Annotated in this window: 20 protein-coding genes; 5 read left to right on the top strand and 15 right to left on the bottom strand. The window is 47.9% G+C overall.

Translation table 11 applies throughout. The annotated features are described in order from the left end of the window. Nucleotides 1-105: 105 nt before the first annotated feature. From NO352_RS04855 to NO352_RS04815, 9 genes are all read right to left on the bottom strand, one after another. Entirely contained in the window at nt 106-1,053 is a 948-nt protein-coding gene (locus tag NO352_RS04855) for a PHP domain-containing protein (RefSeq protein ID WP_289355007.1), read from the bottom strand. After that, entirely contained in the window at nt 1,050-1,964 is a 915-nt protein-coding gene (locus tag NO352_RS04850; protein ID WP_289355006.1) for a selenium metabolism-associated LysR family transcriptional regulator, read from the bottom strand. The genes NO352_RS04855 and NO352_RS04850 overlap by 4 nt, the downstream gene beginning before the upstream one ends. Before the next feature lie 199 nt (nt 1,965-2,163). Continuing rightward, a complete protein-coding gene (locus tag NO352_RS04845; RefSeq protein WP_040736017.1) occupies nt 2,164-2,601 on the bottom strand; it encodes a hypothetical protein in 438 nt (145 codons plus the stop codon). A 202-nt stretch (nt 2,602-2,803) separates the two neighbouring features. Further along, complete coding sequence (locus tag NO352_RS04840) at nt 2,804-3,067, bottom strand: YlbG family protein (protein ID WP_005548226.1); 264 nt, start codon at nt 3,065-3,067, stop codon at nt 2,804-2,806. A 27-nt stretch (nt 3,068-3,094) separates the two neighbouring features. After that, entirely contained in the window at nt 3,095-3,514 is a 420-nt protein-coding gene (locus NO352_RS04835) for a YlbF/YmcA family competence regulator (protein WP_040736092.1), read from the bottom strand. A gap of 89 nt (nt 3,515-3,603) precedes the next feature. Further along, the gene (locus NO352_RS04830; protein WP_289355005.1) at nt 3,604-5,583 is read right to left on the bottom strand and encodes a helicase-associated domain-containing protein; all 1,980 of its coding nucleotides are present in this window, start codon (nt 5,581-5,583) and stop codon (nt 3,604-3,606) included. After that, a complete protein-coding gene (locus NO352_RS04825; protein ID WP_289355004.1) occupies nt 5,543-7,249 on the bottom strand; it encodes a DNA repair helicase XPB in 1,707 nt (568 codons plus the stop codon). Before NO352_RS04825 ends, NO352_RS04830 begins: the two co-directional genes overlap by 41 nt. 164 nt (nt 7,250-7,413) lie before the next feature. Then, entirely contained in the window at nt 7,414-7,839 is a 426-nt protein-coding gene (locus tag NO352_RS04820) for a CBS domain-containing protein (RefSeq protein WP_005548219.1), read from the bottom strand. Nucleotides 7,840-8,022: 183 nt separating this feature from the next. Next, nucleotides 8,023-9,213, bottom strand: a complete 1,191-nt coding sequence (locus NO352_RS04815; protein WP_289355003.1) for a M20 metallopeptidase family protein — start codon at nt 9,211-9,213, stop codon at nt 8,023-8,025. 213 nt (nt 9,214-9,426) lie between these two features. Between NO352_RS04815 and NO352_RS04810 the strand changes: the two genes are divergently transcribed. Continuing rightward, nucleotides 9,427-9,768 (top strand): YugN family protein, encoded by a 342-nt coding sequence (locus NO352_RS04810; RefSeq protein WP_005548216.1) that lies wholly within the window; start codon nt 9,427-9,429, stop codon nt 9,766-9,768. 31 nt (nt 9,769-9,799) lie between these two features. Beyond that, on the top strand, nt 9,800-11,041 hold the full coding sequence (gene ftsW, locus NO352_RS04805) for a putative lipid II flippase FtsW (protein ID WP_163975665.1): 1,242 nt from the start codon (nt 9,800-9,802) through the stop codon (nt 11,039-11,041). 36 nt (nt 11,042-11,077) lie between these two features. Here the strand turns inward: ftsW and NO352_RS04800 are convergent, their stop codons facing one another. Further along, nucleotides 11,078-11,467: an Asp23/Gls24 family envelope stress response protein gene (locus tag NO352_RS04800; protein WP_005548210.1), complete on the bottom strand. Its 390-nt coding sequence runs from the start codon at nt 11,465-11,467 to the stop codon at nt 11,078-11,080. Between the two features lie 199 nt (nt 11,468-11,666). On the opposite strand from NO352_RS04800, the gene cax reads away from it, so the two are divergent. After that, on the top strand, nt 11,667-12,731 hold the full coding sequence (gene cax, locus NO352_RS04795; protein WP_005548208.1) for a calcium/proton exchanger: 1,065 nt from the start codon (nt 11,667-11,669) through the stop codon (nt 12,729-12,731). A 157-nt stretch (nt 12,732-12,888) separates the two neighbouring features. Here cax and NO352_RS04790 read toward each other — a convergent pair whose 3' ends face one another. From NO352_RS04790 to NO352_RS04770, 5 genes are all read right to left on the bottom strand, one after another. Then, a complete protein-coding gene (locus NO352_RS04790) occupies nt 12,889-13,179 on the bottom strand; it encodes an Fpa/YlaN family protein (RefSeq protein WP_005548206.1) in 291 nt (96 codons plus the stop codon). Between the two features lie 300 nt (nt 13,180-13,479). After that, complete coding sequence (locus tag NO352_RS04785; RefSeq protein WP_163975671.1) at nt 13,480-13,722, bottom strand: HPr family phosphocarrier protein; 243 nt, start codon at nt 13,720-13,722, stop codon at nt 13,480-13,482. A gap of 112 nt (nt 13,723-13,834) precedes the next feature. Continuing rightward, nucleotides 13,835-14,950, bottom strand: a complete 1,116-nt coding sequence (locus NO352_RS04780; protein WP_268599633.1) for an aminopeptidase — start codon at nt 14,948-14,950, stop codon at nt 13,835-13,837. A gap of 101 nt (nt 14,951-15,051) precedes the next feature. Beyond that, a complete protein-coding gene (locus NO352_RS04775; RefSeq protein ID WP_289355002.1) occupies nt 15,052-15,879 on the bottom strand; it encodes a hypothetical protein in 828 nt (275 codons plus the stop codon). Nucleotides 15,880-15,992: 113 nt separating this feature from the next. Beyond that, on the bottom strand, nt 15,993-17,954 hold the full coding sequence (locus NO352_RS04770; RefSeq protein WP_289355001.1) for a sensor domain-containing diguanylate cyclase: 1,962 nt from the start codon (nt 17,952-17,954) through the stop codon (nt 15,993-15,995). A gap of 372 nt (nt 17,955-18,326) precedes the next feature. On the opposite strand from NO352_RS04770, the gene rpsD reads away from it, so the two are divergent. Both rpsD and NO352_RS04760 read left to right on the top strand, forming a co-directional pair. Next, complete coding sequence (rpsD, locus tag NO352_RS04765; RefSeq protein ID WP_163975677.1) at nt 18,327-18,926, top strand: 30S ribosomal protein S4; 600 nt, start codon at nt 18,327-18,329, stop codon at nt 18,924-18,926. Between the two features lie 172 nt (nt 18,927-19,098). After that, on the top strand, nt 19,099-22,245 hold the full coding sequence (locus NO352_RS04760; RefSeq protein ID WP_289355000.1) for a transglycosylase domain-containing protein: 3,147 nt from the start codon (nt 19,099-19,101) through the stop codon (nt 22,243-22,245). Nucleotides 22,246-22,307: the final 62 nt, after the last annotated feature.

Here is a 22,307-nt window from a genome sequence, read left to right as displayed (position 1 = left end):
TACAAAAAAAGACCTGCTAAGTCAGCAGGTCTTCTTCTCTATACGACGATACGAAAATAGTTTGGGGTATACAATCAGCCCGTTTATTTTCAACAGTACGAGCATTCAGCTACTGCGCTCCGCCCGAACACGCTGTGCCCGCTCTTGCAGCTCGCGAACCACATCCGTCTTCACACGGCGGCCGCCCAATGCTCCGTGGAATACATCTCCCTTGCGAGCTCCGTGGAAGTCAGAGCCTGCAGTCTGCAGTAAGCCCCTCGCACATGCCATTTCTTTATAGCGCTTAGCATCTTTTGCAGAATGATCCGAGTGCCATACCTCAATGCCGTCCCATGGGGCTGCATCCAACAAGCGAACGACAAGATCATCCCGATGATAAATCCCAGGATGGGCCATAACCGCAGCGCCGCCGGCATCGTGAATCCATGCAACTGCCTCCTGCGGACGAATGCGAGGAGGGTTCACATACGCCTTTCCTCCAGCACCCAGATACTCGTCGAAAGCCTCCTTCATATTTTGAACAATTCCTCGGCGAACTAAGGCATCTGCAATATGAGGACGCCCTACTGTCTCTCCAGGAGACAGCGGCCGTCCCAGTTCCGACACCACTTCTTCCATCGTGAGCGGGATTCCCAGCTCCGTCAGCTTCGCAACGAGCATTTCATTGCGACGATCCCGAACTGCTCTAAGCTCAGCCAGCCGCTCCAGCAGCTTTGTATTCGAAATATCCAGGAAATAACCGAGCACATGAATATCGATACCGTCTTCAACCGTACTAATCTCAACACCAGGCACGACTTGAACACCATATTGCTCTCCAGCAGCAACCGCCTCCGGCACACCCAGCACGGTATCATGATCGGTAATCGCTACAGCATGCAGACCGGCCAAATAGGCAAGCTTCACATTATAAGCAGGCGTTGTCATCCCGTCTGATGCAATTGTATGGGTATGCAGATCCGCGCCACCGTGCTCCTCACTTGAACCTCCCGCTCCTTGTGGAGCGTATAACATGGTCTCCTCTACTTGAATGTCGTCAGATCTCTTATTCATCTTATCAGCCCCTTATCATGTCGATTGCGAAGCATCGTCAGCAGCGCTGTCGCAGGCAGTGACAAAAGATCAGCTTGAGCATGTACCGCATAAAATTGCCGTTTCACACTCACCTGTCGGATACGAACAGTCTTCACCAACCCTAACGCCTCCTCATGCCGCACAACAGATGGTGACAGCATCGTTACCCCAATTCCTGCCTCAACAGCCGATTTCACAGCTCCCGTACTCCCCAGTTCCATGACTACATGAAGTCTTTCCGGTTCAATTCCGAGACGCCGAAGCGCTTCCTCCATAACAATTCGTGTACCGGATCCGATTTCCCGCAGCACAAATGGATAGGACAGGACATCCTCAAGCTTTACTTCATTTGCTGCGGCCAAAACATGATCCCGAGGTACGACGAGCATCAACTCGTCTTCCATGATTGGTTCAACGTGTATGTCGTGATCCGCCACTGGGGCCTCCACAAGTCCAAGATGTAATTGTTGACTGCGAATACCATCTACAATTTGCGAGCTGTTCATCACCCGTAATTGAATATCCAATTGCGGGTGCAGCTTGGCAAATTGACCGAGGATCGGCGGCAAAATATATTCACCAATGGTCAAACTCGCCGCAAGCACAAGTTTGCCATGCAAGTCGAGTGTGTAATTCGACATCATTTCCTCTGTTTCACGAACAAGCTCCGTACAACGATGTGCATAAGGGAACAGCTTATGGCCCGCCTCAGACAATTGCAGCTTCTTCGTAGAACGGTGCAGCAGCTTTGTGCCGAAATACTCTTCCAATGCCTGAATCTGCATCGTTACTGCCGGCTGCGTCATATGCAGCGCTTGTGCCGCAGCCGAAAAGCTTCCTCTTGTTGCGACGTTGTAGAATATATGCAGCTGATGAAAATTCAACCCCATACGCCTTTCCCCTCTTTCCTGCTTCCTAGCCTCTATTATAGCGTAAAATTGCGCGATTCCATAAAACATGTATCTCATCCGATGCTCCATCTGCAGGCATTGCAGATCCAGCTGTCCGGGGCTATTGTCATAAACATATCAAAAAAGCCAATCAGATGATCTGATTGGCCTAGTGTGTATGTGTGATCCATCGAAGCATTCATCTATGCTTGCGGCTGTTCTTCACCAACGTCATGCGCCGCGAGTGCCGCAGCCATGAATAATAAGTCTTTAAATCACGCAGTTCCATCGTTTCCGACATTTTGCCGAGAAACGTAACGATGATCATCTTGGATAACGGATCGCCCGCCAAATCAAACTCCGTGTCAGATTCCACGAACTCTGCTACCACGACCAAATCATCATCAATTAAGAACACGTCCTGCTCATTGCGATAGTAAGAAATGATCCGATTCTGCTTCAAGCTGTCCCATATAAACGCCGCTATTGATTCAACATCCGCCTCTTCCTTCGCGATACGGTCAATCCAGCGGGATCGCGCATGATTCGTTATGACAACATTGGCTACTTTCTTATCGCCTAACAACACATAGAAAGGTTCATAGGTGCTCCATCGATTCATTACTTTATCTCTCATTGGCTTCACCACTCTCCACCATGTTAGGTCTTTTTATCTATGTATATATACCCATTATATTACATGATGTGTCAACTGTTCTCAAGTTCAGGAATGAACTTTTTCACTCATTTTAGGAAAACTTTAACATCAAAATCGGATTTTGCAAAAAAATAGCAGACCCCTCCAACACACGGAGTGGTCTGCATATCCGTTACTACCATTACATTCCGTAAAAACGAGTTTTATCTGGAACATCCTTGCTGTATTCCGTTTTAATCTCGTTGCGATACGAGCGCTCGATTTTCTTTACATAATTTAGGCGCTTCATATTTTTAACTGTATCTTCCGCCTTTTCCGCGTTCACGTATAAGACGGCATATTGCATTTTCTTTGACACATAATGAAGCGTCCCATATTTATCCAAGTTACGAGCAGCCTTCACATCGCTTACCCATACGATATACCCCGTCCGTTCAGGAACCATAACACTTGCCCTCCCCCTGCCGTTCTACTAGGAACAGCTGCTGCAACCACCGCTGCATCCGCCGCTACCACATCCACCCTTCGGCTGTGGATCATTGCTCGGCACCTTGATCGTTTCAGACACGGCAAGAGCAATTGTTTCTGACAAGTGATGCAGCAGCTTATCAACTGCTTCCTCGGCTTGCTTGAATTGATATACTGCTTCTATAGACTCCAGCTCTTGTTGTACAGCGAGCACTTCATCCTTTGCCTTATGATAATCGGGATGGAAGTGGCCGAACCGCTCCGCCTCTTCGAAGCGTTCCTTCTTGCGGGCAAATTCGCGTACGAGCTGCTTTACCTGCTCATTGCCTTCCATGCGTTCTTTCCACATCACATAATCGGCAACCTCTATCGACTGGTTGATCATGTCGCCTAATTCATATGCATTGGTGAGCAGAACGGCCATATCGGCAACATCTTGTTTTTCTTCTATTGGCACGTTATCACGCTCAATTCTTTGTAGAGTAGTACGATGAGGGACAGAGCAGTCCAACCCTACAGCAGCCCCTCGGGTACGATCAAGCGTACCCTGTCCCACTTCTCAGGAGACAATTGAACCGGCTTGTCACTTGACAAGCAAGGCAGCACGTAAGCCGTTATCGCCCAGCCCAGGTCATCAGAACTTGTTGAGGTCAACGGAACGATTACCTGTAATCTTCCCTCTTCCTCAACTTCAAGCTGTGTCTGATGCCGGATAGCAGCCATCACCATATCCCGCTTCGTCGAGGTATGATAGGATCGCAAAGCCTTCGTCCACTGGCCGGAAATATCATTATAACTAGCCTCTTCTGCATCTTGTGCGAGTAAACCGGTATCCATTTCATAATACTGCAATGAGGATGGACTGTAAACTGGCCCTTTAAGATCCGCTTCCTCCGCCACTTGCCCATGATTCCCATCCTGCCACAGCTTCGGCATACGTCTTCGTTCCTCACCGCCCCAGCGCTTTAAGGGCGGCAATTCGAAACGAATCAGTTGACTCTCAACCTCATCCACATGATCTCGATCTACAATGTAATCTTCAGAGCTTATTGGAACAAGCCAGTTCCTGAGCACCTCTGAACTTTCCATCGCTGATTGCACAGCTTGGGCCGTATCCGAGTCTGCACAACGAAGAAGAACCACTTCCGAGAACTGAATTCTTCCGTATTGTCGCCCCCACATTTCGATAGCGTCACGTACTGGATCCGGCACCCCAGTCAACGAACACCTCTCTAGGAAGGAGAGAACGGATTGAACCGACCGACCGTGCTCCAATCCGTTTTCGAACGATTCGCGGGTAAGACGATAGGTATCCATCTGGTCGGAATTCCATAGCTGGGCAAATACCTCCAATTCGAAGCGGATGAGAAACGAAGCATGAGGAGGCACCATAATCTCGAAATCCGGTTGTACAAATAGAACCCGTTCCTGTTCATCCTCTTCTTGATACACAGTGCGGAACATCCAGCAGTCATCAGCTTCCCCGACATCGCACAGCCCTAATGCATGGGATGTACGCAGCCACTCCTTTATTTGCTGCCGCACTGTGTCAAATGTGACATTCCCAATATCGAGCCATCCGAGATCACGACAGGCATGTCCGACAATTTCATCCGAGCTCCACTTACCCATCCTTCCGAAATGGAGCACCGCATATGCAACATGTCTTATCAATGCCTCATTTGGTAAATAGTGCTCAATGACAACCTCGGCAATTGCCCGCAGCGCTTCCTGTGAAGGCAAGTTGAGCCACTTTTTCAATTGGTCGTTCTCCACTGTATAGCTTGTTGCATCTTTGCGCAGCAGCCCAAGTCGAAGTGCCGTATCAAGCACAATGGCTACATGTATCGGCATCGACTCAGCGAAAGGTATTTTGACGTTCCAGCCAGCAAATACCTGTCCATGCAGACAAAGCAAGGAATCGAGCCTTGAGATCGCCCTTTTATGCAGTACTCCCTTGGCCGTAAGAGGCAGTCCTTCATTCAGCGCATACACAAGGAGTTGGAACAAGTCCCTCAACATTCCCTTGGAGGATTCTACCGATATGACATTGCTTCCATCAAGGGGTTGAAGTGAGTACAGCCATTCATCTCCTGACTTCGTCCCCTTGGACTGAGGGACATTTTCCAAGTCCATTCTATCTAATCGAAATGCAAGCAGGCGCTCATAAACATCCTTAGGAATAAAAAAGAGCCGTTCTCCCCAGGTTGTCCGCACACTCGCCAATAAACCTGATTTCAATAATGGGCCGCAAGCGGCACGCAGCATTGCACCTGTTGCCATAGGACCGTGCCATTTGCGCAATGCGTCTAATGCGAAAGGAAGCGTAGCCGTTCGATTGAACATGACATCATACGAGGCTCTATGCTCCTCCGGCAGCGCTGCATAAGCCTCGACAATCTGAACAGGATTGTCGCTGAATTTTTGCCATTGCTGGCTGAATGAATGCTCCTTATTTTGTTCCATTCGCTTCCATAGTTGATACGTATTCATGACAGTCCTCCTGCTGCTCAATTGCATATTGATACCCTTGCTCTACTAGAAACCGCTGCCGCTTCATCGCATAATCCCGTTCCTTTGTATCCTCGCTTACGACCGAATAGAAACTGGCTTGTCTGCCATCTGCCTTGGGACGAAGCAGCCGCCCAAGCCGCTGGGCCTCTTCTTGTCTCGAACCGAAGCTTCCTGACACTTGAATAGCTACCGTTGCATCCGGCAAATCTACAGCAAAATTAGCAACCTTGGAGACAATAAGCACCTCTATCGAGCCTTGCTTGAACTGAGCATACAGCTGCTCACGTTCTTCTTGCGGTGTTTTTCCTGTCAGTACAGGTGCTGACAAAGATTGTGACAACCGATCCAACTGCTGCAAGTATTGTCCGATAATCAACGTTGGAAGCTTCGGATGGCGCTTCAAGATCCGCTTTACCGCTTCTATCTTCAATTCATTCTCTCCAGCGATCCTTGCCTTATCTCGCTCTCCCGCTTGAAGATAATACTTCCTGCCTTCCTCTGACAAAGGCACTCGCACTTCCACGCAATCGACCTCTGCGATCCACCCGTCCTGCTCCAGCTCCTTCCAGGGCAGTTCGTACCGCTTTGGGCCAATTAGGGAAAATACATCCCGTTCGCAGCCATCTTCACGGACGAGCGTAGCAGTCAAGCCAAGCCGCCGTGTGGCCTGCAAATCAGCCGTCGTGCGAAATACCGGAGCCGGAAGCAAATGTACTTCATCATAGATGATCAACCCCCAATCCCGCTCATGGAACAGGTGCATATGCTGGCACTCACGGTCTTTATCCTGACGGTAGGTCATCATCTGATAGGTAGATATTGTAACAGGTCTTACTTGCTTGGATTTACCGGTATATTCACCAACTTGTTCATCCAACAATGTCGTCCGGGTTAAAATCTCCCGCTTCCACTGCTTCACGGAAGTCGTGTTCGAGGTTAGAATTAAGGTCTCGCTTTGTAATTCTGTCATGGCGGTTATTCCAACGATCGTTTTGCCCGCCCCACACGGCAGCACAATGACGCCATCTCCAGCTGCACGCTTCGCGCTGCCGATAAATGCCTGCACAGCTTCGCACTGGTAATTCCGTACTTGAAAGCCCCCCTGCTCTTTCAATTGAAAATCAAGCGGCTCTCCATCTCTGTAACCAACCCTGTCCACGATCGGATACCCAGCATTGGCAAGCGCTCGCTTCAAGCGGCCACGGTGCTTCGCTAATATCGCTACAATTCCATCCTGCGGCTTCCCTGTAAAAAGTCTGCCTACCTCCCGATCCGATAGCATCCGATCCAACACTTTAGGATCCTTGGCGTGCAGGGTGATGCTCGCATCTCGCTCTTCTCCATGCAGAACGAATAAGCCATACCGCCCCATCCACATCGCGATCTCTTGCTTGACCTTTACAGGAACAGGGTATGTCGCATATGTATCCAGCACCGCGCATACCATCTCCGCAGTCTTCCCGCTCGCCGCAGCATTCCACAGCGTGATTGGGGTCATACGAAAGGTATGGAGTCCTTGCGGATGCTTCATTAACTCTGCAAATCCCAGTAGGGCACGGCGAATGTCTGAATAACTGGTAGACTGCGCATTAACCAATATCGTCATATCCTGCTGCACAACAAGTGCAAACGTCTCTCTTGCCATTTGTTGCACCTCCCCTCGTTTTCTTCATCAATCAAGTCAAACTATTTCACCTAGTGTAAAGCTGTATTCCAACGCCCTTCTTATGAGGCCGCAGAATGCAAAAAAGTTCATCTCTCCCCTATAGCAGAAGACGAGATGAACTGTTTCTGTGTCCTTAACTAGCCCTAATGTGTATAAGGCGATTCAGATATCTCGCTGAGCGCCTGACCTGCTTCATCGGCGAACGGTGTCCGCTTCGCTAGATCACCGATCGATACGATTCCTACGAGCTTGCCGTTCTTCACTACAGGCAGTCGGCGAACCTGCTGCTCAGCCATTAACGCTGCTGCTTCATCAATCGTCGCATCCGGCGATATACTAACCAGTTCTTCTGTCATAATATGCGAAATGCGCGTCGAGCCTGGGTGCTTGCTCGCAATCCCGCGCAGCACCAAATCCCGATCCGTTACTGCCCCAACGAGCCGTTCACCATCTACAATCGGAATAAATCCCGTATCATATTGCTTCATCTTGACGGCTGCCTCATAAATGTTGTCCAATACTGTGCATGTGGCACAGGTTGTCGTCATTACCTCTTGTACCGTTGACATCAGCATCCTCCTATTCAGGCATAGGATGCCCCAATTGGCGAAACATATCCAAGCGAGCCAATCACTTCTTCGGCATAGTGCGATCTAATGCTCATTCATTTTAAATATCAGCCATTTACATGTTTTTACTACAGATTAATCCCGTTACGTATTCTATACTACTATATCACATGCAGCCAATGGTTACTTTTGCTCGGCTAATGCATCCATTGCTAATCCGATTAACATTTGCCCCGCAATCAACATGGCAGACTCCTCAAAATCGAACTTCGGATGGTGGTGTGGATAACGAGCATAATCCTCATTTCCCGCTCCTACAAGTACGAAGCATCCCGGTATCTGCTTTACATAATAGGCAAAATCTTCAGCAGGCATCATCATTTCTGCTTCCCGAACGCAATCTTGACCGACCACTTCATCTGCAATGCGGAATACGCGTTCAGCCTCGCTGCCATCATTAACAAGTGCTGGATAGCCAACACGGAATTCCATCTCATATTCGGCTTCATGCATCGCACACGTCAGCTCTACAATACGTTCGAAGCGCTGCCGTAGCAGCTGTCGAACTTCTGGATCGAAGGAACGAATCGTCCCCTTCAGTTCAGCTCGATCAGCAATAATATTCTGTGTCGTGCCTGCCTGAAGAGAGCCCACAGATATAACAGCCGGCTGAAGCGGAGATACATTGCGGCTCACAATCGACTGCAGCTGCTGTACAAGCGATGCCCCAATAAGGACGGCATCCGTACATAAATGCGGCATCCCCCCATGACCGCCCTTCCCTGCAATCGTCAAGCGGAAATCATCTACAGCTGCCATCATCGATCCTTCGCGTGTAGCTACAATGCCTGTAGGAATCGGCGTCCACAGATGAACGCCATAGATCCGATTCACACCTTCGAGCGCTCCATCACGAATCAACGCCTGGGCCCCGCCAGGACTAACCTCTTCCGCAGGCTGGAACAGCAATCGAATTTCTCCCGTCCATAGGCTGCGCTGCTCTGACAACACTTTGGCTACCGACAGCAGCGTAGCTGTGTGCCCATCATGACCACATGCATGCATGACGCCAGGAACCTGTGAGCGATAATCGCACTGCTTCTCATCTTGAATCGGAAGCGCATCCATGTCTGCGCGCAGAGCAACGACAGCACCATCGCCGTTGCGAATCCGGCCTATCAGACCATTTCCGCCAATGCCGGTTTCAACCTCAATTCCGAAGGAACGCAACTGATTCGCTACAAATGTGGCTGTTTTCGACTCTTCATAGGACAGTTCCGGATTCTGATGCAAATAACGCCGCCATGCGATCGTCTGCTCAAACTGTGTTGACAAAGCTTCCTTCCATAAGGACGATGCTTGAGACACACTCATCCTTCTCTCCCCCTACCTTCACATTTCCAATATTGTACCATACCCCCGTAATCTACCGTAGATATCTTTGCATGATTTTGACCGATGCGCCGGATCATGCGGTAACCACGCTAGGGATCTCTTGCGCAAGCGTAGGAAACATACTATCATGGAAATGAGTAAAGATGGTTGTACTTATAAGGTAGACGAGAACTCGAAGGAGGAAAGTGGTACATGATAATCGAAAATTCTGGCCTGATTGGGCTTGAATCCGACCTTGCTTATCTTGACGAAGCAATGGAAAAGCTCGGTTTCGTACGAGGCCAATGGGAGTATTACCGTGCTACATACGACTTGAAGATGGAAGCAGGCAGCGAAGACTATTACTTGCGTATTAATACACGAGTGAAAGAAGGCAAGCTCGAGAAGCCCGATGCCGTTTTGGCTATTGAAGCGGTCTACATGGGACGTGCGTCTTTCCCCCATGGGTTGGACTATGAAACCCCGATCCCGCAAGCACAGCTCAATACCGCTACTCAACGCCTGCATCAATTGAAGGAAGCGCTCAGCGCGTAGTGGTTCTCACTTGAGTAGAACATACAAACCCATGAAACGAGATACCCCGTCTCCACCAGCCAAAGGCACGCCGGATTTCACCTTGCTCGTGCTTACTTTATTGCTCGTAGGATTCGGTGTCGTCATGGTGTATAGTGCGAGTTCTAGTCTAGCTGCCGTTTCTGCTTTATACAACCACGATGCACTTTACTTCGGCAAACGTCAGCTCATGTGGGCTGGATTAGGATTGATTGCAATGCTGATTGCAATGAATATCCCGTACAAAATGTATAAAAAGTTATTTATCCCTTTATTTATTGTTACGATTATAATGCTGGCTCTCGTTCCTTATATAGGACAAGAGCGAAACGGGGCAAGAAGCTGGTTCGGTATCGGCGGCACCATTGGGGTACAGCCGGCGGAATTGGCTAAGATTTCAATTGTTCTGTACCTGGCCGCCTTAATAACCAAGAAGGGCGAGAAATTTCGAGATTTCAAAAAAGGGCTTTTCCCTGTCATGATTATCGTCGGCTTCGTTGTCGGCCTGATCATGCTGCAGCCCGACTTTGGATCTGCGATGATTTTGGCCGCCTGCGCCGGTGTAATCGTCATTGCAGGCGGAGCCAACCTGAAGCACATCATGAATTGCCTGTTGGTAGGACTAACAGGTGTGATTGTCGTTTTAGGATTACATTCTTTGCTATCGCCCGGGAAGCTGGCGGACGGATATCAATTCGCCCGCATCCAGTCTTGGCTCGATCCTTTTCAAGATGCACAAGGAACCAGTTATAATTTGCTTCAATCGTTGAAGGCGGTCGCTCATGGCGGATGGACAGGAGCCGGGTTCGGTCAGAGCATCCAGAAGCTGTTGTATCTGCCTTATCCGTATAATGACTTCATCTTCGCCATCATCGCCGAGGAATGGGGCTTTATTGGAACAAGCATTTTCCTGATCGTCTATTTGATGTTCATTTGGCGTGGTATTATAATCGCCCTCCGATGCCCGGATACGTACGGAACGCTTGTGAGCGTCGGCATTATCGGTATTATTGCCGTTCAAGCCTTCATCAACATTGGAGGCGTAACGAGAACGATACCGATTACCGGTGTTACGCTGCCGCTCATTAGTTATGGCGGTTCCTCGCTGCTTATTACGATGGCGAGTATCGGCATATTACTGAGCGTCTCCCGCGAGGCCAATCGGATAAGTCATGATAAAAAGCCAGTTGGCAGCTTGCCGAATTCTCGCGAACGAACAACAAAAAAAGACTACCGACCGCTCAGGTCCGTGTAGTCTTTTTTTGTGTGTTGTGCATGCAAGCATAAGTGCCTATTTGGTGATTCGCTGAATCTCCTCCAGCTCCTCGTCTTTAAATGCGACGCCCTCTACCTTAATATTAATTTCAACGACGTCTAGTCCGGTCATATTCTGAACCGCTTCGCGGACGTTTAATTGCAACTGGCGGCACACTTCCTGAATTGGCATGCCATACATGACAATCACTCGCAGATCTATAGCGGTTTCCACTTGACCTACCTCTACAGATACACCCTTTTGCACGTTCTTGCCGCTCAATCGCTTCGCCCAACCTTCGGACAGTCCGCCTGACATAGCAGCAATACCTGGAGTTTCAAGCGCAGCAAGACCAGCGATTGTGGCGACGACATCGTCGGATATCCGAATGTTACCTTCCTGTGTGTTCAATTGTTCCTCAGCCATCGTCATCCTCCTTTCTGTCTCACCTATATTGTAGACGATTATTGAACATGAAAGCAAACAGAGTATTCAACTCGCCCCAAATTCAGATGTTGCACGATAAAATGGATCAATTGGCCATAGTTTACAAACGAAAATCAGTTCGCTATATTAAATATCAGATATTTTGGCCCAAACAATTTAAACGATAGGAGTGGTCGGTTTGCGCAACCGATTGTTTTTCGCGCTATTGTGCATCACATTCGTCCTAAGCGGAGTAGGTCATTACCTCCATTGGAATATGACAGTGCAATTCGTTATTTCCGCAATCGCGATTATCTTCGTGGCGGGCTTCCTTGGACGATCTACAGAAAGTGTATCCCATTATGCAGGCCAGCGGCTTGGAGGATTCCTAAATGCAACCTTCGGTAATGCAGCTGAGCTTATCATCGCGATCTTCCTTGTGCGGGAAGGACTATTCGACATGGTCAAGGCCAGTTTAACAGGAGCAATTATCGGCAACTTGCTGCTTGTATTGGGCCTTAGCTTATTCGTGGGCGGATTGAAGTTTAAAGTGCAGCGATTCAACATTGAGCTTGCCGGAATGAATGGCTCCCTCATGCTGCTTGCTGTCATTGCATTATTTGTGCCCGCCGCATTTTTTACGACCCATTCCATCAGTGCAGAAGGAACGAAGACACTCAGCTTAATCGTAGCAGGTGTATTGATCGCTGCCTATTTACTCTGGCTCGTGTTCTCTATGATTACGCATAAGGACATGCTCGTAGACGAATCGGCGGTTGGTGAAGAGCAAGCCGAAGAAGAGCCTGCTTGGTCCAAATCCAGATCTATCTTTTATCTGCTTCTATCTACGGTCATGGTCGCATTCGTCAGTGAATGGCTTGTTGGTACCCTGGATTCATTCACCGCACAATTCGGCTTATCCGAACTGTTCGTAGGGGCATTCGTGATTGCGATCGTGGGCAATGCTGCAGAACATAGCGCGGCAGTTATGATGGCCATGAAGAACAAGATTGGCGCTGCCGTCGAAATTGCAATTGGCAGCAGCTTGCAAATTGCACTGTTCGTAGCACCGGTGCTGGTCTTCGTCAGTACACTGTTTGGACAAACGATGGATATCGTATTTACAACCATTGAGATGGTGGCAATTGGCGTCTCTGTATTTATAGCCAAATCCATTTCCCAAGATGGTCGTACGAACTGGTACGAAGGCCTGCTGCTGTTAGCTGTGTATGTGATTCTTGGCGTCTCCTTCTATCTCGTCTAAGTGATCCGGTCTATGCGATCTAGCTCAGCTATTAAGCGTGGGGACAGCTTGTCATCAACTTTTTTATACATAATGAACACAAAAAGCTTGGGACTTGTCCCAAGCTTTCTTTGTATTCAGCCGTTACGCTATACGCTCTACATATTTTCTTCTCTATTTATTTCTCTGCTTTGTTCAATGCTTCATACAATACGGCAAGATTCCGCTCTAATCTGCTGACCAGCATACGTCCGACATCCTCTTCTACCAATCCAGCTCTTACCGCAAAGTCCACCTGTCTAGAAAAACCATACATCTGCGTATCTAGCACTTCCTCATAGAGAGGGCAGTAACGCGTCGCCAAGTTCTCCATTTGAACTTGAATGAGTTTCTCTATTTGATGCGCATCATCTTCAAGCAGAGCGAGCGCCTTATCATTGATCTTTTGTACCACATCCGACGAAGACATGCCTGATTTCCCCCCTATGACCCGAAGTCACGTTTGTTCTATTTCTAATATTAGACGATCACGCCCTGTAACACAAGATGCACGGTGAACTTCTATGTGATAAACCGCACATTTCCAGCGCCATGGCAAACGTTCATAAAGGACTGAATGCCTTGCACCGCGCGCATATTTACTGTATCACAGATGTTGCATGGCGACAAAAAATATAATGAACCGTCAACATGAACGTCGCAGTCTCATTCCAATATGAAAGAAGAGCCGAGACAAATCGTCCCGGCCCCCTATTCTTCTCGTTTCGAATTATTCGGCTACAACAGTTACATTCAAACCGTGCTTTGCAAATACCTCAGCCATTGCTGCTTTTGCCTCGTCCACATCTGGACCATGGACATGCAGTTCGTAGGCTTGATTACCAACGAGCGTTGTGAACAAGCCAAGAATACTTTTTACGTCAATGTATTTGTTGTCGGCTTGTAACACAATCGAGGATCTGAATTTGTTCGCTGTTTGCGAGATTTCCACAATTGCCGTGTTATTAGACATTGAAATCCCTCCGTCTCAGTAAATCACATCTAAATTTATACGCTTCCATCATACCGTGAATAAGAGTCTTGGCGCAAGGTGAAATCCTTCATTAGAAGCAGGCAAATATAGACTACTTCAAATGTTCAGGATTCAAGCATTCCAGCTCTGGAATGACAAATCGGCCGTCTTTGCGTACGAGCACATCATCAAAGTACATCTCACCGCCGCCGTACTCTGGACGTTGGATCAGAACCAAGTCCCAGTGGATGGACGAGCGATTGCCGTTATCCGCTGTGTCATAGGCTTGGCCCGGTGTGAAATGAATGCTGCCCGCGATCTTTTCATCGAACAAAATATCCTTCATCGGGTGCAAGATGTACGGATTGACGCCAATTGCAAATTCCCCGATGTGGCGAGCCCCTTCATCCGAATCCAAGATTTCATTCAAGCGATCCGTATCGTTGCTTGTTGCCTCCACAATTTTACCGTTCTCAAAACGGAATTTCACGTTCTCGAATGTGAACCCGTTGTAGATGGACGGTGTATTGTAGGACAAGGTGCCATTCACCGAATCACGCACTGGAGCCGTATACACTTCTCCGTCTGGAATGTTCCGTTGTCCGGAGCATTTGACAGAACCAATGTTCTTGATGGAGAAGCTAAGATCTGTTCCTGGTCCGACCAGGCGTACCTTGTCAGTACGATCCATCAAGTTTTTCAAAGCATCCATCGCTGTATCCATTTTGGAATAGTCCAGGTTGCATACATTGAAGTAGAAATCTTCAAACGCCTCTGTCGATGTGTTCGCCAACTGGGCCATTGAAGCGTTCGGGTAACGAAGCACAACCCATTTCGTGCGTTTTACACGCTCTTCCATATGTACAGGATGGGAGTAAATTGACTCATACAATGCCATCTTATCTTTTGGCACATCTGCCAATTCATTCGCATTCTCCCCTGCACGAATACCGATATACCCCTGCATATTCTGCATACGAAGCAAATCGTACTCTTTCCATGTCTCCATTTGCTCTTTGGTTGCATTCAAGAGAAGCGAACGCAGCACAGAACGATCGGTTAGCTGCACAAACGGACGGCCGCCACGCTTAGCAATCTCGTTCACAATACATGTAACCAGTTCACGCTCAGATCCAATCATCTCTACAAGAATATTTTCCCCTGGCTGTACATCCACAGAGTATCCAACCAAGTTTTTCGCAAGCTCTTCTATTCTTGGGTCTTTCATCCTATGGTTCCTCCTCGGTCGGTTTGCATGATCTTACGATTATCATTGTATCACGATGATCGCATGACGTCAGCGGTTCCTACCGCTGTACAAGTGATACTCTACTCATACAAAAATCGGGACTGCATGTGAACCAGCTCTTCCTTCGGCTCTCCTTGCTCATCATAAGATGAAGTGATCCAACCTTCTACGTAGGCAGGAAGCGAATCACGCTTATTTACCCATACCACATACTTCGCTTGTACCGCTGCATTCTTCAGCTTCGCATAGAGATCCTTACGGCCTTGAGCAGCAAGGACTGATAGTTTCTTTTGCAGCTTTTGCTCGTCAGCTTGAGACATGCTGCCCTTCATTTGCTGCAGTTGTACATTTGGTGTAATCAACCGATCATAATCATCAATCAATTGTTTCGAATACATGTGCTTAGCTTGTTCTGCGTCTACATCAACTTGCAATGGAATCAAATCCGCTCGCTGCTTCTCGTCCATGCTCATAATATGCATCTTGCTTGTTGAGCCTGCATGTGTTTGTACAACGGGATCATAACTTGTCAGCGCCTTCACACGCTTGGCCCCATCGATTCTAAGCTCTTCCAATTGTTTAAGCGGATTCCATCTGTTCTCTGTCGTTGTCTGCTCAGCCTGAGGGCTTAACCGCATATAGATCCCCTTATGCTGTTGAATTTCTCCCTCATATCGCAGCTGCTTCGCCAGCAGCTTATCTCTACCTGTTCGAATTTCAGCCATCCCCTGAAAGCGAAACTGATCTTTACCTGCCATGCCATTTAGTGCTCTGTCAAGCAATGCTTCAGGAGGTGTATGATCCGCAATCGAACATCCATGGATCAAAATAGCACCAAGCAGCAGTACTACTGTCCGCGTTATCCTGTTCCACTTTACTCGTACTTTTGCTCTTGTCGTGGTTATCATGTCAATCACCTCCACTATATTCATGAACGAAAAAAAGAGGTGGGAAATGTTATTCCCGCCTCTTTTAGCGTTTCACGTCTGTTTTGGAATTATTCGACGGTATCGCAATGCGCTTACCACTCCTTCTTGCTCACTTGAATCCGGTTCCGTCCACCGTTCTTCGCCTCATACAAGGCGACATCTGCCCGGTAGAACAAAGATTCCACACTAATCTTCTCATCCTGCCAATTCCAGTCTGCAATTCCACATGAAACCGTTACACGCGGATCTGTTTCATTGGCCACTCGAGTCCGTATCCGTTCCGCCACACCAAGTGTTTGGGACAAGGTAAGCTGTGGCAAGTATATTGCAAGCTCCTCACCGCCCCAACGGGCCGCAATATCTGTTTCTCGAATCGATGAGCGTATGATTCGGCTGACTTGATTCAGAATCTTGTCGCCAATTTGATGACCATAGGAGTCGTTAATATGCTTAAAATAATCAATATCCGCCACAATCAATGACCCACAGAAATCATTCTTTTGCAGCCGATCGATTTGCTTGTCCAAATAATGCCTTGCAAAAAGCCCTGTAAGCTGGTCTTTATTCGCAAGATGTTTCACTCTTGCATGCAAGGTGGCGTTTGCAATAGCAAGACCAATATGAGTAGCAAGCATTTGCAGCAGCTTCAAGTTCTCATACGTAAAGAATTGCGGCCGCTTGTCTGCAAGCAAGACAATCCCAACCAGCTCGCCTCCGCCGAATAACGGAGCTGCAATAACGGAACGCAAGCCGAGCTTCTCGAAGAATTGCATCGAAGCAGGAGTCTGCTCCGTACAGTCAGACACAATTATCGGTTCACGCAGTGAGATCATATAGCCGAACAATCCTTCATCTGCCGGCATATGAGCCCCATCAAACTCTTCTAAATTACAGGATACGACCTCGAAGCGATTCTTCTCAGTATGGAGCTGCAGCAATAGGCAAAATTCAGCACCGAACACCCGCAGCAGTTCATGCGTAGCGTCTCGGAATACATCCCGCAGCCGCAGGCTCTGATTAATTCGCTTCGTCAAATCATTGATAAAACGGAGCTCTTGTATCACTTCATTGGCTTGCTCATGAAGTCGTGCATTCTCAAAAGCCGTCCCTGCTGTCTCTACGACGAGTTGAATGAGCTGCACATCCGAAGGATCAGGATCCTCGCCAAGGAAGCATACCTTCAACACGCCGTATGAGCCTTGCTTGCCGCAAAGTGCAAAGGCAACTTCAATATGTCCCTCCTGCGTTCGTCCGTAACATAGTTCGCCCTTCATAAAGGCCTGCATTACAATTGGGTCTCCCCATGACTTGAATACGAGCGTCTTCACCTTCGGATTCACACTATGATGATCTTGCGATAAATACACCTCAATGCTCGATTCCGGCACAAGCCGTTCGACACTTTCCATAATTTGTGTCAATACTGCATCTACATCAATTCGATCATGCATGTGACGCACAACATTATATAGAACATCTCTGCGCTTATATTCTCTTTCAACAACGCGCTGTGTGTACATAAGTTCTTTAATAAATGTATATTCAAATGCAAGATAGAACTGAGCGCGAAGCGCGTGTGTCCACGCTTCGAGTGCTGTCATAGCCTCATTCGGCATCAGCAGTTTATACACAGCGACTGCGAACACATCACGCCCTTCTCGTGTGTGCAGCGGGCACATAACCAATACCCCGTCTCCAATAGCTGCTATCGTCTTGGTTCGCTCTTGCAAACATTCATTCATCGCCTCGCTGGCTCTGCTGTCCGTATCCAGCAGTGACTTATCTCCTGCGAGCCATCCACCGGAATAATCATAAATAGCGCTGCTTCCAATGATGGACAGCGCTTCATTTGGCATATCCTTCAGCCACGCGCGGTAGGCGGATTGCAGCAGTGAGGCAATATACGGAAAGTCATGAGGTGTCACATCACGTTGCAACAACCATCCTTCTATTGCCAATTCATCATCGACAGGAGCGGATTCTTGGTAATCCTTTGTCTCTATCTTTTTCGGTTCTAATTCAATTGTATAATGTGGAAGTTGACGTTCCGTCATCCTCTTCTCCTTCATATTCGAAAGGTTGTTCATTTCCTATCATACATGATTTTTCAATGAAAATGTACTATATCCCGAAAACCAATTCTAAAATTTTGGTCCATTAGAACCATGCCTAAAGATCTAATGACTAGACGTTTTCCAGCACAATTGGAATTGATAGCTTGACAGAAGAGTGTCCTATCTTATAATATTATGTGATGTATATGGGCGAAACTGTTGTGTCACCCTCACGACAATCATCACCGACTAGGCAGCGGCTGAAAACCTGAGTCGGAGCTGAACGAATTGATCGAACGGCATAGGATGATTTCGACGCAATGACACCCCACAATCTAACGATAATTTTGATTGAGAAGGAGTCAATATAACATGGCACGTTACACAGGTCCTAAATTTAAATTGAGCCGTCGTCTTGGAATTTCCTTGAGCGGTACTGGTAAAGAATTGAAGCGCGCGTATCCTCCAGGACAACATGGTCCAGGACAACGCAAAAAATTGAGCGGCTACGGCGTTCAATTGCAAGAAAAACAAAAATTGCGCCACATGTACGGTTTGGGCGAGAAGCAATTCCGCACATTGTTCAACCGCGCATCCAAATTGCCAGGCATCGCTGGTGAGAACTTCATGTTCTTGCTCGAAAGCCGCTTGGACAACTTGGTATTCCGTCTTGGCCTTTCCAACTCCCGTGCAGGTGCTCGCCAATTGGTAGCACACGGTCACGTGACTGTGAACGGTAAAAAAGTAGACATCCCGTCTTACATCGTAACTCCTGGTGATGTTATCGGCTTACGTGAAAGAAGCCGTGGCTTGAAAGTGATCAAAGAGGCTCTTGAAGGCCGTCATCACTTGGCAGGATACTTGGAATTCAACGAAGCTGCTATGGAAGGTAAATTCGTACGTTTGCCTGAGCGCGGCGAGTTATCCCAAGACATCGATGAAAAGCAAATCGTCGAGTTCTACAGCCGATAAGATTCGCTCTATCGCATAGAAGCGACACCACAATCGCCTCCCCTAGCGGGAGGCGATTTTTTTATGTTTACCCGCTATATTATCATCAGGAAATGCGATTTACGACGCTCTTTTTCCCCTCACTTTTATGGTATAATGGAAAGCGCTGCACTTACTAAGGAGGAAAAAATGCATGGTTGAGGAGAAAGTGACGGAAAGCGGCAAAAAACCGACGCGCAAGAGGTCGATTGGCCGCACGATATGGTCCGTTATCAAATGGCTCATGCTGTTCGGCCTGCTATGCGGCTTATTTGCTGGTGGGGCTGGTCTCGGTTATGTAACGTCCTTAATTAAGGACGAACCAGTTCGCCCACGGGAAATGATTCAGCAGAAGATTCAGGAGAATGCCATAACGGGATTCGTCTTTTTCAATGACGGCAATCAAATCGGACAGCTTCGAACCGAAGAAGATCGTCGTCCCGTCTCATTAAAAGATATCCCCCAATCCGTCATAGATGCCCTTATCGCGATTGAAGACAATCGATTCTATGAACATATGGGCGTTGATATTCGCGGACTGTCTCGGGCTGTAGTACAGAAAGTATTGAATCAATCTGTGCAAACAGGCGGCAGTACGCTTACACAACAATTGGCAAGACGAGTATTTTTGAATTTGGATCGTACCGACAGCCGCAAGGCAAAGGAAATATTGCTCTCTCTGCGTATGGAGCGCGTGTTGTCCAAAGAAGAAATTATTGTTGCATATTTAAATAAGGTTCCTTTCGGCAACGGTTCAACAGGCTATAATTTATACGGAATTAAAGCAGCAGCTAAAGGTATTTTTAATATTGATAATTTGAGCAAGCTGAATATTGCCCAGTCTGCATATTTAGCGGGTCTTCCACAGTTGCCTTCTGCCTATTCGGCCTTTAACGGTAAAGGTGAAATCAATGAAAAAGGTATTGCACGTGCGATAGAGCGGCAGAAGCTTGTTCTCAAACGAATGCTTGAAGAAAATAAAATTTCGATGCAGCAATATAATGAAGCGCTGGCGTTTGATATTCGCAAATCGATTGCCCAGCCTCGGGAGAAGGCATACGCTACATATCCGTATCTGATGATGGAAGCGGAACGCGCAGCCGCAGAAGTGCTCGTGCTTCAGAAAAACCCAGGACTTACGAAGGCAGACTTGCGCAAGCGCGAGAACAACGATATGCTGCAGTCGGCACGCGAACAGTTGTTGCGCGGCGGGTATCTCGTATATACCACCATCGACAAAAAGATATATGATGCGATGAAGCGAGTATCTTCCAATCCCAATAATTTCTCACCGGACAGTAAAACAAAAGGTGTTGAACAGGTTGCGTCGTTGATGGTCGATCATAAATCTGGTGCTATTCTAGGCATGATCGAAGGAAGAGACTTCAAGATCGAGCAGATGAACTTCGCCACGCAAATGCTGAAGCAGCCTGGCTCGACGATGAAGCCGCTGGCTGCGTATTTGCCTGCGCTTGACCAGGGGTTGATTCAACCAGCTTCCATATTGGACGATGCTCCGATGGTGCTCAAGGACGGCTCTAAGGGTTATCATATTCCAGGCAACGCCAACGGTCGCTATCAAGGGCTCGTTACCGCACGAAGCGCATTAAGCCAATCACTTAACCTGCCGGCTCTCAAAATCTACATCGAGAAGCTGGGTGTGAAAAAAGCGCTGGATTTCGTGCAGAAGCTCGGTATCACAACCATTCAGCCTGAAGATTACTACGCACAAACTGGCGTTATAGGCGGCTTGCGCTATGGCGTTACGGTTGAGGAAATTACCAATGCATTCGGTGCAATTGCGAATCAGGGTGTATTCAATGATGCGTACTTGATTAGCAAAATTGTAGATTCCAAAGGAAATATCGTCTATCAGCACAAGGAAGAACCGCAAGCGGTCGTTTCCAAGCAAAGCGCCTTTCTGATGACAGACATGATGAAATCGGTCATTACGGATTCGAGAGGTACAGGACGCCGCGTGAGAGGCGAATTTGACCTATATGGAAAAGTTGAGGTTGCCGCGAAAACTGGCTCGACCCAGAACTATGCGGATACTTGGTTCATCGGCTCAACTCCTGATGTCACGATGGGCGTATGGGTAGGCTACGACAAGCCGATTCATGTATTGAATCGCGATGCCCGCTCACGCTCGACAGAGATATGGTCGAAGGTCATGAACGAGGTGAACAAGGCCAAGCCTGACCTGCTGCAAACGAAGGAATTTACTCGTCCTGACGGCATTGTAAGCATGACAGTGTCTGGGTACAGCGGTAAGCTTCCAAATGAATTAACAAGACTTGGCGGCAAATTCGTTACAGATATTTTCAACCGCAAGTATGTTCCAAAGACCGAAGAAGATGCGCTTGTTCACATGAAGTACATTACCTATGACGGCGTCAACTATATACCACAGGACAGCACTCCTGCTGATATGGTTGCAGAGAAGGTTGTACTGAAGCGTGAGAAGCCAATCCAGGAGCTTGTTGAAGAATTGAAGAAGGCGCTGGGTCATTTATCATCCAGCAGCAATCGCCGATCTTTATCTGCCTATTTGCCGGAGGACGCCAATAGTGACGCACCAGCGAAGGTCGATCCACGTCAAGACGATGGCAAAGCGCCTTCTGCACCACGCGACGTTCGGATTGCAGCATCGAAGAGCGATGCCGTTCACATCACCTTCTCTCGCAATCCAGAATCCGATGTAGTCGGATACCGTCTATATCGATCATTGAACGGCGGAACATACCAGCAGCAAAGTGGAACCGTATTGACCGGTGATGATACGAGATTCAGCAGCTATGCATCAAGCAGCCAACAATACAGCTTCTATGTGACAGCTGTCGATGTCGGTGGACATGAATCGATACCTTCTGAAATTGTCCAGTGGGGAGCTCTAGGCTCAGGAACAAAAACAGAGGTACCTCAACCACCGGGTACCAATGATCCAAGTGAATCGAGCAGGAGCAATTCAGGCGGCCAAGCCGGTAGCCATGAAGCCGATAATGGCAATGCTCATGAGCCGCAACAGTCAGCAGCTCAGGCTCCTGACTCTCCTAGCGGACTGAAGGCATCGTTAACGGATATGGGTGTAAAACTTACTTGGAAGGCTTCAGCCAACAATCCAAGCGAATATTACATCTACTACAGCGCGAGCCGCAACGGCCCTTATGAGCGAATCGGATCTTCTGCCTCAACTGACTTTGAGCTGATTACATTAACACCAGGCGGATGGTATCATGTAACAGCTGCAAACAGTGCAGGCGAATCATCTGCCTCCTCTTCTGCTCAGGTCAATAATTAAATTTACACAAAAGAGGACAGAATGCGATAGACATTCTGTCCTCTTTTTTTTCATGTTATCAT

It is taken from the genome of Paenibacillus sp. S-12, from assembly GCF_030363895.1.
Lineage (GTDB): Bacteria > Bacillota > Bacilli > Paenibacillales > Paenibacillaceae > Paenibacillus_B > Paenibacillus_B alvei.
This window is presented reverse-complemented; position numbering and strand designations above follow the sequence as displayed.

Excerpts from the sequence above, each read along its gene's own strand:
- NO352_RS04855 (WP_289355007.1), bottom strand. The coding sequence starts at position 1,053 with ATGAATAAGAGATCTGACGACATTCAAGTAGAGGAGACCATGTTATAC.
- NO352_RS04850 (WP_289355006.1), bottom strand. The coding sequence starts at position 1,964 with ATGGGGTTGAATTTTCATCAGCTGCATATATTCTACAACGTCGCAACA.
- NO352_RS04845 (WP_040736017.1), bottom strand. The coding sequence starts at position 2,601 with ATGAGAGATAAAGTAATGAATCGATGGAGCACCTATGAACCTTTCTAT.
- NO352_RS04840 (WP_005548226.1), bottom strand. The coding sequence starts at position 3,067 with ATGGTTCCTGAACGGACGGGGTATATCGTATGGGTAAGCGATGTGAAG.
- NO352_RS04835 (WP_040736092.1), bottom strand. The coding sequence starts at position 3,514 with ATGGCCGTTCTGCTCACCAATGCATATGAATTAGGCGACATGATCAAC.
- NO352_RS04830 (WP_289355005.1), bottom strand. The coding sequence starts at position 5,583 with ATGAATACGTATCAACTATGGAAGCGAATGGAACAAAATAAGGAGCAT.
- NO352_RS04825 (WP_289355004.1), bottom strand. The coding sequence starts at position 7,249 with ATGGCAAGAGAGACGTTTGCACTTGTTGTGCAGCAGGATATGACGATA.
- NO352_RS04820 (WP_005548219.1), bottom strand. The coding sequence starts at position 7,839 with ATGTCAACGGTACAAGAGGTAATGACGACAACCTGTGCCACATGCACA.
- NO352_RS04815 (WP_289355003.1), bottom strand. The coding sequence starts at position 9,213 with ATGAGTGTGTCTCAAGCATCGTCCTTATGGAAGGAAGCTTTGTCAACA.
- NO352_RS04810 (WP_005548216.1), top strand. The coding sequence starts at position 9,427 with ATGATAATCGAAAATTCTGGCCTGATTGGGCTTGAATCCGACCTTGCT.
- ftsW (WP_163975665.1), top strand. The coding sequence starts at position 9,800 with ATGAAACGAGATACCCCGTCTCCACCAGCCAAAGGCACGCCGGATTTC.
- NO352_RS04800 (WP_005548210.1), bottom strand. The coding sequence starts at position 11,467 with ATGGCTGAGGAACAATTGAACACACAGGAAGGTAACATTCGGATATCC.
- NO352_RS04790 (WP_005548206.1), bottom strand. The coding sequence starts at position 13,179 with ATGTCTTCGTCGGATGTGGTACAAAAGATCAATGATAAGGCGCTCGCT.
- NO352_RS04785 (WP_163975671.1), bottom strand. The coding sequence starts at position 13,722 with ATGTCTAATAACACGGCAATTGTGGAAATCTCGCAAACAGCGAACAAA.
- NO352_RS04780 (WP_268599633.1), bottom strand. The coding sequence starts at position 14,950 with ATGAAAGACCCAAGAATAGAAGAGCTTGCGAAAAACTTGGTTGGATAC.
- NO352_RS04775 (WP_289355002.1), bottom strand. The coding sequence starts at position 15,879 with ATGATAACCACGACAAGAGCAAAAGTACGAGTAAAGTGGAACAGGATA.
- NO352_RS04770 (WP_289355001.1), bottom strand. The coding sequence starts at position 17,954 with ATGACGGAACGTCAACTTCCACATTATACAATTGAATTAGAACCGAAA.
- rpsD (WP_163975677.1), top strand. The coding sequence starts at position 18,327 with ATGGCACGTTACACAGGTCCTAAATTTAAATTGAGCCGTCGTCTTGGA.
- NO352_RS04760 (WP_289355000.1), top strand. The coding sequence starts at position 19,099 with ATGGTTGAGGAGAAAGTGACGGAAAGCGGCAAAAAACCGACGCGCAAG.